Below are 16,607 nucleotides of genomic sequence, written 5' to 3' on the forward strand. Positions count from 1 at the left end.
TCCGGGGGCCGGTCTCACGGATTCAGGAATAAGTATAAAGCAGAGATAGAGCCTGCATATACACAAACAAAAATATCATATAACTCTTAAAACTAGAGCTATTCATCATACAAAACCTGCTTATAAAAAAGCAGTGCTGTTACACACTGCTAAGATTCCACTCATTTAAAAGCTATATTTGACCCAACAGCATTTGCCTATTAAGACAGATATGGTGCAACATCTGCTGCCGCTTACTACCAGCCAAATTTGGAAAATGGGTTTGAGCAACTTGATACCTATAACTATCAAGAGCAACATTATTTCCAAACTCGGCGGGACGGCTATTAGCAGCAGTCACTAATTGACCAGCAGCATCCAAAAACTTACTTGCTACATCACTTAGATGCTGCTGCGTAACTGTTGAAACGTAATGCTCAACATAGATATTACCTGAATTCGGTTCTTTATAGGTGCCATGAATTGCCACAGCGCTTGCAGGCCCACCTTCATCACGCACCTCATTTGGCAAGACAGTAAAATCACCATAACCATAAGAATTATGCTGATAACTATTGATTTGATTAGAAAAAAACTCTGGGCCACCATAATCAGCATTTCTGGGCTGAGACCTAAAACAGTCTATGATATCGATTGCTTTGCCACTAGAAACAGCGCTTCTTTGTTGGACATTTAAGCTATTAGGTAGCATCACCTGGAAAACAACATTTGCTTGGCTATCGATAATCTGCAAATCAGAAGCAGAAATATTAGATGTATTGTAAGCAATGGCTATATTACTATTTGAAAAGTAATTGATGAAATTTAAAATCTCTTGTGAAGAATGAGTATTTTCAACTAAAAAGGTGGGAATCCAATTTGCGTTTGCTAGGCTGTTTCCCATTAATTTATTATACCAGCCTTTATCTCCTGCTTTAAAATTAGACTTTGAAGGATTTACTATAACCAAAGGAGAAAAACCACCCTTTATCAAAGCATCAAGAGAAGCAAATAAGTCTCTTGGGTTATGGCGAACCGGCTCAATAATAGGCGTTACCGTACCATCAAAATAATGTGTGCTTGCAAAATCTCTTAATGCTAATAACTCATACTGCTTGCCATATAGATAAGGAAAATACATGTTCCACTTGCTCCCTTTAGGATTTATTTTATAGCAAAACTTCCGATAGCTTTTCAGTCACTACCTTTCTTTTCTTTTCTGATAGAGGTGTTGCATAGCCAAGCACACGAAGGCTATAAGGCACAGAGACTTTACGAATGACTGAATTTTAGTATCAGTTTTACGTGCCCTCATTTGCTCCACATACAAATGATGAGCAGTCTCAACACTTACTTTTTCAAATAGCGATAGCCAATGCTGATATATAAGGCCATTTGGTAAGCTTATTTTCTGGCCTGAAATTATTTCAGCAACATTAACTTTCTCGACTTGTCTCAAGCACTGATACATTGACAAATGATCAACTTCAATAACATTAGATGATGCTTTTTTAATCTCTCTTAAACTACCACGCTTTGTCAAAGCCAATAACCCTACATTCTCGTGAAGATTGCTCTGGTATTTATATAAATTCTTCTCAGAAACAACTACATAGACCTTATAAAAAGCTTGAAGATAATTTTGGCTTTGAGTAGGCAACCGAGTGGCACTATCTAAATCAGTTTTAATCTCATAAGCCGTTGAAGTGCCGTTATAAAGGGCTAAATCTGCAATTGATCCCGCCACAGGTAGTTCGACATGCAGCCCCGCTGTGCGCGGATTATGGCGTCCAAACACAATTCGATTTGCAACTTCACTTTTGTAAACATACTCAATACGATAAAATTTTCTGATTACCATCCATGCACTATCGTAAATTTCAGCAATTGTTTTCCCACTGAACCGGGACAACTCTTGCAATCCAAGTACGTCACGCAGCACCTCAGCCGCATCATCACTTTCAGATAAACGCGTGAAGTTCGGCTCGTAAATAAGGCTGATAACTGTACAGGCTCAAGGTTATCGAAATAGCTGCTCATAGTTGATACTTCAAAATAGGGTTTAAATGACTGTTTCCAAACTAAAGTACATTTAAGCAGCGAATAGTCAACACTCAAACAATCCGCCCAATCCGAATCTCACACCGCCCCAGAATCTCCACATCATGCATATCCTGAGGCTTGATCATGTCCGGCTGGTAGTGCTCGGTATCACTAATCAAGTACAACGCCCCGCCCGCCAGGCGCTGTACTCGTTTAATCCGGCGCTCCCCACTGACCAGCAGCAAAAACACCCCTTCCTGCTTAGGGTCGCGGTTACTCCGATCCACCAGCACCCAGTCACCATCGGCCAGGGTGCCGTCCATCGAATCGCCGCGCACTTTGATGCCCACCACCTGGGCAGGGTCTAGCCCCTGTTCGCCTAGTTCACTGAGTGGGAACTGCAAAGTGGTCTTGATCGGCTCCCCTTCGAGGCTGAGTCCTGCTCCGGCAGCAGCCTCTATGTCATACATCGGAATGGATGCCATGCCTTCAGAGGAATCAAAGACCTCAACATTAGATGAAATCGAACGATTACCAGTCAGCACGTAGTGGGTATTGACGCCGACAGCATCCAACGCCGATAGATAGTCAGCTTTTGGAATGCGTTTCTCGCTCTCATAGAGCATTTGAGTATTTTTCGTAATGCCTGCGATATCACCAAGCTCGGTCTGAGAGAACCCCAGCCGCACTCGCTCTTCACGCAAACGCATCCCAATTGAAGTCATTTAATTTCATTCCCCATTGACAATGAAATCATTTGATTCCATTCTGATCATGTCTCTTACTTCACAATACTTTGCAAGGGAGCCACTGCCATGGCCACACCTGCTACTAGTCAAACTATGACACTGCCTATTCGACACACCATGCACAAAGCACGCTCAGCGGGAGGCCCCGTATTTGCGTACTAACTCGGAGCCAAGCTCTGCCATCGCATTTTCTACTTCAGTCAGTCCTTCAGGGGCCTCAATTACACCGTGCTGATCGGCCAAATCTCCTTCATTCAGCAATTCGTAATGCCGATGAGCCAGCCCTATAAAGCGCTCAATCAACGGGTCGGAACGGAGCGCCTTACGGATATTGTCGACCTGACGTCCTTCGTAACGGCGATTCGGGTCTTCGAGGAAAGCAATCTTGCGGAATCCGACGGGACGGGGCGTCACATCGAGCAGCTTTCCGTCCGGTGTTCGGATAACGGTGTGAAACTCGGCTTCAATCATGACACGTGGCCACTCCCAGATAGCCCAGCCGAACACCTGTTCGCCGCCTATAGCCTTCAGTGCCTCTGGCACGACGTCGAAACATTCATTTTCTTCTGCACCCGCCAAGGGTTCATGGGGGACATGAACGGGCTTTCCCCCAGAAACGACCTCCTGGCAGAAGGCTAGCGTATGCGGCTTACGAATATTGGCTGCTTTCATCCCTAGCTCTCTTTAACACGACCCTTTTAAAGCCTTTTACTTCATTAAGGAAGCCTAACCCATGGCCACCGCTAACACCATCGACCAAAAGCCTTTAGCAGCCGCTGCTTGCAAAAGCCCAATCATGACCTACCTCACCGAGGCCGAGCGTTCCAATCTCGAACGTATCACCCAGCTGGAAATGCGTTCGATGTCGGCCACCGCTCGCATGCTCATGCTGCGCAGCATTGCCCAATACGACCAAGACACCCTCTCCGCTGAATAACCCGTTGTTCGTGCTTCTGCATAAGGAATGCCGCCATGCACCAAGACACCCGTCGCATCCGTCAACGCTATGCCGCCATCAATTTGGACGACTACGAAGCCAAGTTGATTGACGCCCTGGTCGACTACACCGGCATGTCGAAAGCCACCTTGCTGCGCCAATTTGGTGCTGAAAGAAGCGCTCGAAACACTCGGCGTTAGCGACCTTGTGAATACCAGTGTGGGCCAACGTGCATCGTAAAAACAGGCACAAAAAAGGCCCAAAAGGAGCACCCAAAATGCCCCAGAACCACCTAGTGCTGGATGACGAACTCGAACGCCAGCTAGAGGCGGTGCGGCAACAACTTGGCCTGGAAACGATCGACCAGGCCGCCGAATGGCTCGCCCGCCGTCGTTTACGCAAGGGCGTGGGCAACCTCACCGGAAGAGGCCGCGCCCTTTACGAAATAAGGGGGCGCAGTGACTGAGCACACAGAGATAGCCATGCATGCGGGCCGCCGATTACGCGTCGACTGCCCTCACTGCGGTAGCCACATGAAGGTGCGAACTTCGAAGACGCATCTACCTGACTACCGCGAACTGTATCTGAACTGCACCAATGAGTTTGCCTGCGGGTTCCGCTGCAAGGCCAGCCTGGGAATTATCGAAACCATCGTTCCCAGCTACCACCCGAACCCTCACGTGAACATCAAATTTGGTGCGTGGCTGAAGCGGCAAATTCGCCTGGAAGCCGAAGGCCAGATGCGTCTTGGTCTCGAACATCAAACCAAGAAGGAACCACACCATGAACGTCGCACCCATTAACGCCGCGAAAGCACCGTTCGATATCGCCACCGAAGTGCTCTGGCAGAACCGCTGGGATAACCGCGCCGAAGCGCTGCGCATCACCATCGGTACGCTGGTGAATGACTACGGCATTGCGGAAGCCACCGCCGAAGTGGCGGCCATTCAGGCGTTTGCGGATCTGGATAGCATCAATCTGGATTCCACCATCGATCTGAACGCCAGCACCGCCCATGTAGTCGTGCTGCGCACCCGCAACGGCTGCCCGGTGGTGGTTCACCGCCCGCGACCTCGACCGCATGATCCAGCAGGCCCGCGATGCTGGCTTGGCTCAAGTGGTCGATGCCGATACCCGCCGTCCTGTCGTCCTTGAGCATTGAGGTGATCGTCATGGCTAACGTAACGCCGTTACCCACACGCCAACCCGCGGCCATCGTCCACACCGACCGCGCTGGGTTCGGTGAACTCCGCGCCGAGCTGCACAGCCGCGCGGCGGATCAAGACTTGATCAGCGTCTGGGCGGATCTCCCCTTTCCAGAACGCCGCTTTGTGCTGAAAAGCGCCGGACTAACCCCGGAGGCACCCCAACAAATCACCAAGCTAGCCAAGCCGGAACGCGCCGCCGTGCGCGCCGCCATCCACCGTATGAGCGACTACGCCAACGGCCTTAAGGATCAACTGCGCAACCGCGCCCATCACCCTAGCTGCGAACTGGCCAGCCACGCCCGCCAAGCCATCGCGGAAGGCAACACCAAAGCCGCACTGCACTGGCTAAGCCTGATCGAAGAGGGGGTCGCATGAACCTACCCACCACCATGCACGGCCTGTACGTCATCAAGGCTCGTTTTGACTACCTCGCCAAGCAGCTGGAGCAAGCAGGCCACCGCATGGCTGCCGAGGAACTCAAGCGCGAAGCCCATCACTTCGGCTGCCAGCTCACGCAAATCGAAAGCGTACTGGATGAATACCGCGTCGACATTGCGGCGGTTCAGCTTCCCCCTGCACTGCCGCGCTTTATCGGCATGGATATGGCGGCCGTGGGCTGTGAGTGCACAGCAGTTCAAGAGGTAACAGCGTGAGCGCGTTAGCCCTAGCCTTTCAGCACAGCTCTGGCACCAAGGATTGCTACACCTTCCTGCAGGCGCACTTTGAGCGCTTGCCGTCGTTGGCTCAGACGCTGGCCGAGGGATACGCGCATGTGTCCAAGCGGCATGGCCACGCGGCGGCTAACTGCTGGCTACGCCGCAACGCGCAAGATCTGATCGACCCGGCCAGCATCTACCGCCGCTTTCAAGCCATCAACCATGACCTGGAGCGCGGCTTTAACACCCTGGTGAAGCGAGCTTCTACCACTATCGAAGGCCTGAAAGCCGCCTGCGAGTGGCTGGCCAGCGTTCAGGATCGCTTAGTGGTGCATGGCTTGAATGCCACCCACGACGATGAAGCGATGACAAACCACGCCCAAGCCCAAGCCGTGGCACTGGAACGCGAGTACAGCAAGCTGGTAGGCGGCATCGCCGAGCATAACCGCCGCCTACGTTTGGGCCTGCTTCCACCCCCGCTCAACCTGAAAACGCCAAAGGCGCGCACCCTTTCCGGCCAAGCGCGTGAAGTGGCGCTGCAAATCGCCACCTCACGCAACCCGTTAAGCCCACCCCTGGGCATCATTCCATTGATGGCTGTTTTCCGGTGGCATCGCGCCCCGGTGATGAACCTCGCCGTCGTCAATGAAATGGCGCTCGAAAAGGCCCGTCACCGGGCGCGCCTGCAGGGCATTAACCCGCCTAGCCTCAAGCTGAAAAGCAGCGTGCAGCTTGCCAAGCTCACCGACTACCTTTGGTGGCGTCGGCAGCTACGCCGTTTGTGCGGTCGCCGGTTAGAGCAGGTGCAGCGCGAGGCGCACCGTGTGCACAAACGCGCAGGCATTTACTGCAGCAACGTCACGCTCGACCGCCGTCGTTCCCAAAAGAACCGTACCCGCGCCCTGCTGGAAGCGCTGGAAGCCATCAACCAGGAAGGCCAGGTCTACACGCTGGCCGAACTGGCCGAGCTGGGCTTAGCCAACCCCGCCACCGACGGGCAGCATTGATGCTGCGCATCAGCGACACCGAGGCGGAATCACGCCGCATGGGCCATGTAGGCATGTTCTACACCATCACCGCGCCTAGCCGTTTTCACCCGGTGATCTCTGAGAACAGCGGGCGCAATTCAAAGTACGACGGCAGCACCCCACGGGATGCGCAAGCCTACTTGCAGAAGGTATGGGCGCGCACCCGGGCGGCGTTGGCCCGCGAGAACCTGGGCATTTACGGCATTCGCGTGGTGGAGCCTCACCACGACGGCACCCCGCATTGGCATCTACTGATCTGGATGAAGCGCGAAGACACCAAGCGCATCAACCAGATCATGCAGAGCCACGCCGAAGCCGACACGTCCGAAGAGCTTTACGACCGCCGTGGCCGCAAAACCACCGCGCGGTTCAAGGTGGAACGCATCAACTACACGAAGGGCACCGCCGCTGGCTACGTGGCCAAGTACATCTCGAAAAACATCAACGGCGAGCAGTTCACCCGCGAAGGCGTGGCCAACGATGACAAAGACCGCTATGGCCACGAACTCACCAGCATCGCGCCGCGCATTGAATCCTGGGCGGCCGTGTGGGGCAGTCGCCAGTTTCAGTGCGGGGGGCTGCCAAGCGTCACCGTGTGGCGTGAAGTGCGCCGACTGAACGAAAAGCACATCGAGGAGCTAGCCGCCTGGGAAGCCGCCACCCGCCCCGAGCGCCGCGTGGCGGATCGCCTGCACCAGATCCGCAAGGCCGCCAACGCGGGCCAGTGGGACCAATTCTTACGCTTGATGGGCGGCCCCAATCTGCCCCGCAAACAGCGCCCGATCAAACCCTGGACGATGCCCCGCGTGGATCTCCAACAAGCCGAATTCAGCCACGCCACCGGCGAAGTGCGCGAAGGCGTCGAAGCCAAAGGCCGTCACGGCGAAAGCAAGCTCGGCACCTTCGGCATCGTCGTCTCCGACGGCCGAGGCAACGAACACGAATACCTGACCCACTTTTATAAGTGGGAAGTGCGCAGTAAAGCGCAGCGCCACCAGGGGGTTTCGGGAGGCGGCGAAGCCGCGTCCCCTTGGACTCGTGTCACTAACTGTACGCAGGGGCCAGATATCCAGCCCCGAGAGCCATCACCCGACGAGAAAAAAGCCCAACGCGAACGTCTCGAAGAGTGGAAGCGCTCAGAAATTTACCGAGCCGAAGCGGAAGACGCCTACCGCGAAGCCCAGGAAGCCAGAGAAGCGGCGCGAAAACTCTTCGCGCCGTCCAAACCTACCCAGCAGGAAGAGTACTTCCCGCCCGAACTTTGTTAACTGAAGGAAGAACGATGGCAGATAACGCCGACCGCGCCGCGGTCACCATCCAACAAATCCTGGAGGCCACGCTGGCACGCCGCGCCACGCTCGCCACCCAGGCCACCAACAGCGAATGCGACGACTGCGGCTACCCAATCCCAGCCGCACGCCGCGAAGCCGCACCCTGGGCCACAACCTGCATCGAGTGCCAAGGCATTCGTGAACTGAAAAACAAGCAAGGACGGTAAGCAATGAAAAAACCGATACCCGCTAACCACCGTTTTGCCATCACCTTGCTCGCTGCAGGTTTTGGCTTGGGCGCTGCTTTCCAGCTAGGCGTAAGCACCATTAGCCACTTCAAGCCCCGCGTTGAGGTGATCGAGATCCGCACCCAAGCAAAAGCAGCGCCCAAGGGCATCGCGCAACGGTTGGAGTTTTAGGAGGAAGCATGGAGAGCAATCACGCTCCACCCAAAGGCGGCACTGTGGCAAGGCAAGCCGCCATGCTCTGCCAAGATCGCGTCTTCCGGCTCTACCTGGACCGTCGTCGCCGGGCCAAGTTTGGCATTGAGCCCAGCGCCTTGCACGACGGTACTCACAACGAACAGGACGCCCGGGATTGGTTAATCGCGGCCTGCCAAATCAACAGCCGCGCCGAGCTGGACAGCAACCCAGCCGCGCGCCAAACGTTTCGCATCATTCGCAACCGTGTCAACCACTGGCGGGCGAAAGAAAAAGGAGAAAAGAGCCCATGAGAATTAACGACCAACGGGATATCGATAAAGAGCTGACCGATGCTTTGGCCCGCGCAAAGGCTGGGGTAGATCTGACAATGATTGAGCTGCCGGACGTAGTGGTGTTCCCCAGGTTGATTCCGGCAATGCCCGCGACCGCGCGCAAAGCACGCAGCACCGGCATATTGCTTGGCAGGCCTGGCCCCAAGTTTGTTAAACGTGGCCACCATGTGCGCTATCGTTTATCTGACGTATACGCCTGGCTGGAATCGAGCGAGAGCTATTCCAGCACCGCTGAAGCGTCAATGCGCACCGCTACTTCCATCGCCTCGTAACTACTCGCTTATGACCTCTTTCCCCTGCCCGATCTGAGCAAAAAGCTGCACCGCATTACGCTTATGGTCGGGCTGGAGGTGGGCATAATATTTGATCGTCGTCTGAATATCCGAGTGAGCCATCAGCTTGCTCACCGTGAGAAGATCCACTCCCGCCATGACCAACTGACTCGCAAAGTATGGCGCAGCGTATATAGCACCATTCCATCGTTTAGCCCTGCCAGCTCACGTACCCGCTTCCACGGTTTCCGCATTGCATCCTTGCCTAGCCGCTTGCCATTAACAGGTGATGGAGAACACATACCCGCTGCTGGGCTTTCCTTGCTGCTCCCACCATTTTTCCAGCACATCCATGGCCGGGTCTGAAAGCGGGACGGTCTGCGGCTCGGGAGATTGGTGCGCCGTTTTTTCGATGATTTTGCGAATGCTCTTAAATTCGAAATTCACATGCGGCCAACGAAGGCCAAACAAATCACCAGGTCGAAACCCGGTGTAATACATGAGCAGTAGCCACGGCGCGGCATGATCGACGTATGCCACCCCATCCAGGTCGGGTAAATACCGCTTACCATGAGCCCGGCTGCTTCGCCGTTGCGACCGTTTTTCCTCTTGGTAGGCGTCCAGGCCAGCAAAAAAGGCGTCACGCTCGCTACCTTCCAGATAACGGCGCCCCTCGTCCGCTTCGAGCTGGTCATCAGTAAGCGCTGGCTTTTGGAGCTTGATGTCCTTTAGTGGGTTTTGCGTAATGACACCGCGCTTAGCTGCGTGGTTAAGCAGTGTTTGCAGCGCTCCATAAGAGCGTTTCAGGGTTTGGTAGGCCTGGGGCTTTATCGGTGGGTCTGCATCGGGGGCTCCCGCCTCTTTTTGGGATTGCCACGCTCAACGTCAGCCAGGCTAAGGGTATCCCTAGGCTTATCAAGCCACTCGGTAAAGCTATTTTCGATACGCCTTAAGGTGGAATCGCCATCCTTGCGCCGCTTCTGGTGGTCGGCATAATCGGTCTGCAGGTAAGTTCTAAGCGTTTGCTGATGCTGACGTTCCGCTTCGGCCTTTGTCTCTTCAATCACCGCGCGGGGATCGCCGCCTTGCGCAACGACTGCCAACGCCTCGCGCGCGGTTTCTCGAGCTTGAGTAGCAGTTAAGACACCGTACTTGCCAATGGTGAGCATGCGTTGGTTGCCCGTCTTAGTCCGATAATAAAGACGAAATGACAAACCCCGCTGGCCATGGCGCACATGAAAGCCTGCCAGCTCAGTATCAAAAACATCATTGCCAGGTGGCGATTTACTAAGCTCTAATAAAAAACGTGCGGTCAGCTTTGCTTTCTCAGTGCTCTTGCCCACTCCATACTCCGATAAGTCGAAAAACCAGGTAGCAAATAGGTAGCAAGATGAGGATAAATGGGGTCAAAGCCAGCAACAAGTAGAAATAGAAAGCGTTAAATAAGCCATTGATTTATAGAATATATACTTACCCACATGTTTCTGGGGATATATCGAGTTATCTTATCCACAGGCCTTCGGGAGGCAGAGGTCGTAGGTTCGAATCCTGCTATTCCGACCAAGAATTCAATGAAAACGGCCACTTAGCTTTTAGAGCAAGTGGCCGTTTTCGTGTGCGCGAACATCCGTTCTACCTATCGCCGCCTGCCGCTTAATGACTCCTTGGCTTGTCACAAAAAAATAAAGATAGCTTGCTAACGGCATGCTAAGGTAACTCCTTCTCCATACTCGTCATTTGGAAGCAGACCCATTAAACACTTAGCCCATATCAAAGCGGTCCTCTTACTCGCCAGCACCATGACAGTGATGTCAGGTGCCATTATTGCCCCTGCTCTGCCGGGTATCAGCCGTCACTTCCCTGAGCACCCTCAAGTCTTGATTCAACTGGTACTGACGATTCCTGCTCTCATGATTACGCTTTTTAGCCCACTGATGGGCTATTTAGCAGATCGCTTTGGGCGCAAGAAACTGCTGTTGATGATGCTATTTATTTACGGCTTTGCCGGAGTGGCAGGCTTTTTCATCGACCGTGTCGATTTGCTCTTGAGCTCCCGTGCGCTCTGGGCATTTCCGTAGCGGGCACCTTAGCATTAGCACCACGCTGGTAGGCGATTATTTTGATGGCAATGAGCGTGTGCGTTTTTTAGGGCTACAAAGCAGCTGCATGGCGCTCGGGGGTGTGATTTTTATCAACCTGGGCGGGATACTTTCCGACTGGAGCTGGCGCGGCCCATTTCTACTCTATATGACCGGTTTATTGCTGCTTCCCTATGCCTGGGCCATCCTGCAAGAGCCGACGTCGGCCAGTACTCAAAGTAGTCATGCCAGTGATGAGCCGGTAAAGGTAGATTACGGGCGTACCGCCCTTGCCTATCTCATTGCCATGATTAGCATGATGATGTTCTACCTATTTCCTGCTCAGTTACCTTTTCTGCTCTCTCAACAAGGCCCCATTAGTGGCGTCGCCATCGGCATTGCCCTTATCCATGGCAGCGTTTTCGGCCAGCATCGTTGCGTTCGGCTATGGCTATTACAAACCTTTTCTTTCGGTAATGACCATTTATGTACTTGGCTTTATCCTTGCCGCCACCGGATTTTTCATCGTAGGTTTAACCAATAGCTACGCGATGGCCATTATCGGTGCCGCTGTCTCAGGGTTTGGGCTAGGTGCGTTTATGCCTAATACCACGGCGTGGCTAATGCGCATTACGCCCCAGCGAGTGCGAGGGCGCGTGTTTGGTGGTTTTACGTCTACTTTCTTTTTTGGCCAGTTTATCTCTCCGGTGGTGGTCGCCCCGGCGTTACTATGGCTCGACACGCTACGCAGCGTGTTTGTTGCCATGGCGGTGCTGTGCTGCCTACTTGCGCTGATACTGGCTCTGCTTGGTCAAACCTACCTGAAGGCAGATGCCAAACTTTAGCGATGGCTGGCTTACCCAGGTGGATGAATCAGCCCCACGACGCTGACTAAAATCAACACCGCCCCCAGCACGCGGAAAAATAGACCCGTATCGGCATTGAGCAAGTAGCGGTGGGCTTTTTCACCAAGCAAGTGGCCGATAAAGGCACAGGGCAGCAGCCACAGTTGATGAATGAGCTGTAGGTCAACGCCTGCAATCACAAACGACACCATTTTGATCACGACCAAAATAAACCACAGCACAAACATGGTGTCGCGTAACTGCTCTTTCGCGACGTGAGTGGCGAACACGGACACAATCAGCGGTGCGCCAATCAGCGACGTGCCGCTAACGTAGCCCCCCAGCCCCAGCAGTACATAATCCACGTACTTATTGTTACTTCTAAACGGTTTATTCAACACATAGCCGATGGCGTAGATGATCACGATACCGAAGATGATACTGGTCATCACATTGGCGGGCAGGGTGAGCAACCCAACCACCCCCACCAGCTGGGCACGATCATGATCTTGAGCGCTTTGCCTAAATAGCCCCAGTCGATGTTGCTCTGAACCGCAGCGCTGCTGCCCGCCTGCTGCAGCTGACGATGCCCATTCCAGGCAATCCAACTGGAAAAAATCAGCAGATGAATGGCAATAATCGGCAGGAACACCAATGGTTCGTTGACGACGAGCAGGAGAAACGGCAGCGCCAATACCGCGCCACCAAAGCCAAGACTGGTGCGCACAAAGCCGCTCCAGGCAAAGATAAGCCCAATCAGCACGTACTGATACCAAAGTAAATCTGCCATAGCGTTGATAGGTTTCCTTACAGTGATGGGATCAGCCCAACTGCCACCAGCGCGGCAGCAGTGCGCGCACCTGGGCATGGGCAAAACGGTCATCCATTAATACCACAACCCCTTCATCGTCGGGGCTGCGGATCACTCGCCCGGCGGCCTGTATCACCTTGATCATCCCAGGAATCCGCTAGGTGTAGTCGTCTCCCCGGCCAAAGCGCGCCTGCAATCGAGCTTTCAGCGCTTCGTTAAAGTCGTTAAACGGCGGCAAGCCCAGCGTTGCCACAAAGGCACCGATCAATCGCTCACCGGGTAGGTCAATGCCCTCCGCGAAGGCTCCGCCCAGTACCGCAAAACCAATGCCTTTACCGCTGGGAGTAAAGCGCGCCAAAAACGCCTCTCGCTCGGGCTCCTGCATGCTGCGCGTTTGCGCAAACACCGGAATCTCAGGGTGCGCCTGCTCGAACGCGTCCATCACCTGCTTGAGGTAGGCAAAGCTACTAAAAAACGCCAAGTAGTGGCCCGGCTTGTGCTGATAGTGCGCCGCCAGTGTCGCTACAATCGGGGGCACCGACGCCGTGCGCTGATGGTAGCGGGTCGAGATATCGCTACGCACATGAACCTCTAGCTGTTGCGCCACGAAGGGAGATTCCACCTCGCGCCATACGCTGCGCTCCGGCAACCCCAGTAAGTCGCGGTAGTAGTAAAAAGGCGACAGCGTGGCGGAAAACAGCACCGTGCAGTGAGCGCGCTTAAAGCGCGGGGCGAGAAAGTCCGCCGGGACCACATTGCGTAGCCCAAGCACCGCACTTCCTTTGCCCTGACTTTCCAGGTCACAGAGGGAGTGCTCGTCAAACTGCTCCGCTAAGCGGCAGAACGCCAGCGTTTCAAACAGCAGCTCTTGAAGCGCCTGATTCGCCCCTTCGGGATGTTCCACGAGATAATCAGTCATCGCCCCGGCCAGGGTATGCAGTGCGCTCACCAGTTTGGTGGGCAGCGTTTCTAGCAAGTGGTAACGCCGCTCCGCCGCTTGGGCGGCCACCTCTTTATTGAGCGCCTGCCACTGCCTGCCTACGCGGGCCAGCGGCTTGGCTAAGGCGGGCGGGGAGTGACGGCGCAGGAAGCTCAAGCGCTGCTGGGAGAGCGCGGCGCTGTACATGCCACGAGCACGGTCTCTACCAGGTTATGCGCCTCATCTACCAGCAGCCCCACTCGCCAGTCGTTGGCTTGAGCAAGCCCGTGCAGCAGTGCGTGGCTATCGAACCAGTGGTTCACATCCCCCACCACCACATCGGCCCAGCGGGCTAGCTCCTGGCCTAAGTAGTAGGGGCAAACCTGATGCGCCAGCGCCACTTCGCGCAGCGCATCGCGCGCTAGCCAGCCTTTTTCCACCGCCGCTTGGCGGGCGGCAGGCAAGCGGTCGTAAAACCCTTTTGCTAACGGGCAGGCATCGCCTTGGCAGGCGGTGCCGGGGTATTCACAGGCTTTATCGCGGGCGACGAGTTCCAGCACCCTCAGCGGCTGGGCAGGAGCTTCTAGGCTCGCCAAGGCATCCAGCGCGAGGCGGCGGCCAGGGGTTTTCATAGTGAGAAAAGCGATGCGGTCGAGCCGCTGGCGGGGCATCGCTGAGAGCATGGGAAACAGCGTGCCCAGGGTTTTGCCAATGCCGGTGGGCGCTTGGGCCAGCAGGCAGCGTCCGGTGCTGGCGGCTTTGAACACATCTTCGGCCAACGCCCGCTGCCCTGGACGAAAGTCCACGTGGGGAAAGGTCAGCGTGGCGAGCCACGCATCGCGGCACTCGCGGTGGGCGGCCTCCTGCTCGGCCCAGGCTAAAAAGCGCTGGCATTGGTCGGCAAAAAACGCCGCTAGCTCCTCGGCACGGGTATCAAGCGTCAGCCGGGTTTCCTGGCTGCTGGCAATATCCAGGTACACCAGCGCCAGCGTGATGTGTGAAAGGCCGCGCTCGGCGCAGAGCAGCGCGCCGTATATCTTCACCTGGGCCCAGTGCAGTGCACGCTGGTTATCCGACATGCGCGCTAGGCTGCCGCGATGGGTTTTGACCTCTTCAACGCAATTCGCCGCCACATCGAAGCCATCGGCTCGACCCGCCACGCGTAGCCCCTGATATTCGCCGGAGAGCGGCAATTCGGCCAGGTAGCCCGCTATGTTTTCCCGCCGTTTGGCCACCAGCGCGTGGCCTTCAATGCCCTCTTGGGCGCTGGGAGCGGGGGTAAAACGGTGGTCGAGGTCGCCTTGGCGTGCGGTGAAATCGCACAGCGTGCGCACTGCGACCCGATAGCGGCTCATGAAGTTGGCTGCCAGCGCACGTGGCAAACCTCGACCGGCATGTCGTGGCGGCAGAAGAAATCAATCCAGCGGCGCTGGTTATCCTGCAGGCGGTCACCGGGGCCTTTCACTTCGATCATACGGTAGCGAGGCTTCCCGGCGGGCGCATCGGGCATTAGCTGAATAAGATCCGGCAGGCCTGCCCGATTGTGCTTTAGGTCACTCAACAAGCGGGTAAAGCAGGCGCGTAGGTGCGCGGCGGGCAGGCAGCTAAGCGCGGCTGTTAGCAGTGGTTCGCTCAAGACACCCCAGTGCACAAACGGCGAGGTAATGCCCTGCTTGGCGTGCCAAGTCGCGCGCATCGTCTCGCGGTAGCGCCCGTCTTCTAGCTGCGCCAGGCAGACGTCGATCTCGGCTTGGCGCTGACGAACAAAGTCCTCGCGGTACAAATCCGCAGGCCCACTATGAAACGGGTGAAAAAACGCCCCCGGCAGCGGTTTGAAAATCGCCGCCCAGAGCAGCAGACCAAAAAGCCCGGTGATTAGGCAGTTTTCCACATAGAACACCGGAGCACTGGCGGTGGATAAGTGTTCGGCAACGGCGCGCTCTACCGATTGAGGGCCAGGAAGCTCCAGCACGTAGGTCGGGGCGTCCGCCACTTTCACGACCTGGGGGGCGGGCTGGTTCAGCTTGCGCGCCAAGCGCGGCAACAAGCGCCCAAGCGCTTGGGCTTCGCTCTCTCTCGCCTGCCCCAGCGCGGCCTGGGCCAGCTCGAAACCTTCCTGGTAACGGCCTAACCGCTCTAACACCCGCAGCCTGCGAATGCGCGCCTCGCTGTTATTCGATTCGGCGTACAGCAAAAGCGCTTGTTCTGCTTCACCGCTGCGTTCCGCCGTTTGCCCCAGGGTAAGCAGCAGCCGCGAGCGGCGTGCGTCTAGCCAACGGTTGTTGGAGGCCGCGGGCACTTCTGTGGCCAGCCGTTCAGGCAGCTCACCGTTTTCTAGGCGTTCGCGCAGGTGGTGTAGTGCCAGGTAGGTGTCCACCTCGTCTCGATGCTGAAACGCCCGTGATTCGGCGGTCAGCGGCACTTGTTCAAAACGCTGCAAGCCAAGCTCGGTAAGCACAAATTCGGCCCAGTCCTGGCGCAGGTTGCCAAAAAACATCAGCCGCAGGCGGTCGCACAGCGCCATGACGTTGAGCCGCACGATGTGCGTTGTTGCGGCAGGCCACCACTGGCGCAGCGGCATTGAATCGGTAAGCACCGGCATTAACGCGGCTTGAAGCGCCGTTTTGGTGGCATTAGACGACAGCCCAGCGGCGCTGATAGAAGCTTGCAAGGCGTGGCGCAGCTCGCTTAAGCGCAGCAGCCGAAACAGTTCCTCCACACTTAACAGCGGCGCGCCATCTACCCAACCAAGCGCCAGTAGCGGCGCCAGCGCCTGATGGGTATCGCCAATTTCAGGGTAGCTGAGCTTATCCACACGAAATAGCTCGCCTTTACGCATCACCATCCGCACTAACAGCGCTTGAGAAGCGCGGGGCAGTTGCGACCACTGCTGGAGCGTGTGATGCTCGTCGGCACTGAGCAAATCACCGTGGCGCGCCTGCACCCACGCGACCACAAAGCGAAAATTCGCTAAGTAGTAGAAAGGATCATCGAGGGAGGCGGTCGCCGGAGCGGCAGAGGCACTGTTCATGCATC

The 16,607-nt window shown here is 55.6% G+C and carries 20 protein-coding genes and 4 pseudogenes; 15 read left to right on the forward strand and 9 right to left on the reverse strand.

The genetic code is table 11. The features are described from left to right. Window positions 1–172 precede the first annotated feature (172 nt). The 4 genes from B4967_RS17670 to B4967_RS00425 all read right to left on the reverse strand — a co-directional run bounded on the left by B4967_RS17670 (window position 173) and on the right by B4967_RS00425 (window position 3,443). Complete coding sequence (locus tag B4967_RS17670; protein WP_139794375.1) at window positions 173–1,120, reverse strand: sce7725 family protein; 948 nt, start codon at window positions 1,118–1,120, stop codon at window positions 173–175. Window positions 1,121–1,180: 60 nt separating this feature from the next. Continuing rightward, the gene (locus tag B4967_RS00415) at window positions 1,181–1,921 is read right to left on the reverse strand and encodes a sce7726 family protein (RefSeq protein WP_083022949.1); all 741 of its coding nucleotides are present in this window, start codon (window positions 1,919–1,921) and stop codon (window positions 1,181–1,183) included. Window positions 1,922–2,093: 172 nt separating this feature from the next. Further along, window positions 2,094–2,747 (reverse strand): XRE family transcriptional regulator, encoded by a 654-nt coding sequence (locus B4967_RS00420; protein WP_083022951.1) that lies wholly within the window; start codon window positions 2,745–2,747, stop codon window positions 2,094–2,096. Window positions 2,748–2,903: 156 nt separating this feature from the next. Further along, window positions 2,904–3,443 carry a hypothetical protein gene (locus B4967_RS00425; protein ID WP_083022952.1) on the reverse strand — a complete coding sequence of 180 codons (540 nt, stop codon included), beginning with the start codon at window positions 3,441–3,443 and terminating at the stop codon, window positions 2,904–2,906. A gap of 61 nt (window positions 3,444–3,504) precedes the next feature. Between B4967_RS00425 and B4967_RS00430 the strand changes: the two genes are divergently transcribed. From B4967_RS00430 to B4967_RS00485, 12 genes and pseudogenes are all read left to right on the forward strand, one after another. Next, a complete protein-coding gene (locus B4967_RS00430; protein ID WP_083022954.1) occupies window positions 3,505–3,708 on the forward strand; it encodes a hypothetical protein in 204 nt (67 codons plus the stop codon). Window positions 3,709–3,743: 35 nt separating this feature from the next. Next, on the forward strand, window positions 3,744–3,908 hold the full coding sequence (locus B4967_RS17985; protein WP_161491455.1) for a hypothetical protein: 165 nt from the start codon (window positions 3,744–3,746) through the stop codon (window positions 3,906–3,908). A gap of 77 nt (window positions 3,909–3,985) precedes the next feature. Continuing rightward, window positions 3,986–4,174: a hypothetical protein gene (locus B4967_RS00435; protein WP_083022956.1), complete on the forward strand. Its 189-nt coding sequence runs from the start codon at window positions 3,986–3,988 to the stop codon at window positions 4,172–4,174. Beyond that, the gene (locus B4967_RS00440) at window positions 4,167–4,511 is read left to right on the forward strand and encodes an ogr/Delta-like zinc finger family protein (protein ID WP_139794376.1); all 345 of its coding nucleotides are present in this window, start codon (window positions 4,167–4,169) and stop codon (window positions 4,509–4,511) included. Before B4967_RS00435 ends, B4967_RS00440 begins: the two co-directional genes overlap by 8 nt. After that, window positions 4,492–4,863, forward strand: a complete 372-nt coding sequence (locus B4967_RS00445; protein WP_083022959.1) for a hypothetical protein — start codon at window positions 4,492–4,494, stop codon at window positions 4,861–4,863. Before B4967_RS00440 ends, B4967_RS00445 begins: the two co-directional genes overlap by 20 nt. Window positions 4,864–4,880: 17 nt before the next feature. Beyond that, window positions 4,881–5,291 (forward strand): hypothetical protein, encoded by a 411-nt coding sequence (locus tag B4967_RS00450; protein WP_083022961.1) that lies wholly within the window; start codon window positions 4,881–4,883, stop codon window positions 5,289–5,291. Beyond that, complete coding sequence (locus B4967_RS00455) at window positions 5,288–5,569, forward strand: hypothetical protein (protein ID WP_083022962.1); 282 nt, start codon at window positions 5,288–5,290, stop codon at window positions 5,567–5,569. Before B4967_RS00450 ends, B4967_RS00455 begins: the two co-directional genes overlap by 4 nt. Window positions 5,570–6,222: 653 nt before the next feature. Further along, a pseudogene (locus B4967_RS00465) lies at window positions 6,223–7,868 on the forward strand (replication endonuclease). A gap of 14 nt (window positions 7,869–7,882) precedes the next feature. Then, on the forward strand, window positions 7,883–8,098 hold the full coding sequence (locus B4967_RS00470; RefSeq protein WP_083022970.1) for a TraR/DksA C4-type zinc finger protein: 216 nt from the start codon (window positions 7,883–7,885) through the stop codon (window positions 8,096–8,098). A gap of 3 nt (window positions 8,099–8,101) precedes the next feature. Next, window positions 8,102–8,290 (forward strand): hypothetical protein, encoded by a 189-nt coding sequence (locus tag B4967_RS00475; RefSeq protein ID WP_083022972.1) that lies wholly within the window; start codon window positions 8,102–8,104, stop codon window positions 8,288–8,290. A gap of 8 nt (window positions 8,291–8,298) precedes the next feature. Then, entirely contained in the window at window positions 8,299–8,604 is a 306-nt protein-coding gene (locus B4967_RS00480) for a hypothetical protein (protein ID WP_083022973.1), read from the forward strand. Further along, window positions 8,601–8,918, forward strand: a complete 318-nt coding sequence (locus B4967_RS00485) for a hypothetical protein (RefSeq protein ID WP_083022975.1) — start codon at window positions 8,601–8,603, stop codon at window positions 8,916–8,918. The genes B4967_RS00480 and B4967_RS00485 overlap by 4 nt, the downstream gene beginning before the upstream one ends. Here B4967_RS00485 and B4967_RS18480 read toward each other — a convergent pair. Together B4967_RS18480 and B4967_RS18485 are read right to left on the reverse strand one after the other, a co-directional pair. Then, window positions 8,919–9,419: pseudogene (locus B4967_RS18480) on the reverse strand (tyrosine-type recombinase/integrase). Between the two features lie 326 nt (window positions 9,420–9,745). Next, window positions 9,746–10,261, reverse strand: a complete 516-nt coding sequence (locus tag B4967_RS18485; RefSeq protein WP_083022978.1) for an Arm DNA-binding domain-containing protein — start codon at window positions 10,259–10,261, stop codon at window positions 9,746–9,748. Between the two features lie 456 nt (window positions 10,262–10,717). Here B4967_RS18485 and B4967_RS19940 point away from each other — a divergent pair, with 456 nt between their 5' ends. Genes B4967_RS19940 through B4967_RS18490 form a run of 3 tightly spaced genes read left to right on the forward strand, consistent with a single transcriptional unit; the run spans window position 10,718 to window position 11,841 of the window. Then, a complete protein-coding gene (locus B4967_RS19940; protein ID WP_279384615.1) occupies window positions 10,718–10,996 on the forward strand; it encodes an MFS transporter in 279 nt (92 codons plus the stop codon). Then, the gene (locus tag B4967_RS00510) at window positions 10,974–11,540 is read left to right on the forward strand and encodes an MFS transporter (RefSeq protein WP_279384616.1); all 567 of its coding nucleotides are present in this window, start codon (window positions 10,974–10,976) and stop codon (window positions 11,538–11,540) included. The genes B4967_RS19940 and B4967_RS00510 overlap by 23 nt, the downstream gene beginning before the upstream one ends. Continuing rightward, window positions 11,428–11,841 (forward strand): MFS transporter, encoded by a 414-nt coding sequence (locus B4967_RS18490; protein ID WP_243470242.1) that lies wholly within the window; start codon window positions 11,428–11,430, stop codon window positions 11,839–11,841. The genes B4967_RS00510 and B4967_RS18490 overlap by 113 nt, the downstream gene beginning before the upstream one ends. A gap of 11 nt (window positions 11,842–11,852) precedes the next feature. Here B4967_RS18490 and B4967_RS00515 read toward each other — a convergent pair. From B4967_RS00515 to B4967_RS00525, 3 genes and pseudogenes are all read right to left on the reverse strand, one after another. After that, a pseudogene (locus B4967_RS00515) lies at window positions 11,853–12,631 on the reverse strand (TSUP family transporter). 31 nt (window positions 12,632–12,662) lie between these two features. Beyond that, window positions 12,663–14,926, reverse strand: a pseudogene (locus tag B4967_RS00520) (ATP-dependent DNA helicase). Beyond that, entirely contained in the window at window positions 14,923–16,602 is a 1,680-nt protein-coding gene (locus B4967_RS00525) for a VRR-NUC domain-containing protein (RefSeq protein ID WP_083022980.1), read from the reverse strand. Before B4967_RS00525 ends, B4967_RS00520 begins: the two are co-directional and overlap by 4 nt. Window positions 16,603–16,607: the final 5 nt, after the last annotated feature.

Origin of the sequence: Vreelandella lionensis, from assembly GCF_002087295.1 — a bacterium.
Classification (GTDB): domain Bacteria; phylum Pseudomonadota; class Gammaproteobacteria; order Pseudomonadales; family Halomonadaceae; genus Vreelandella; species Vreelandella lionensis.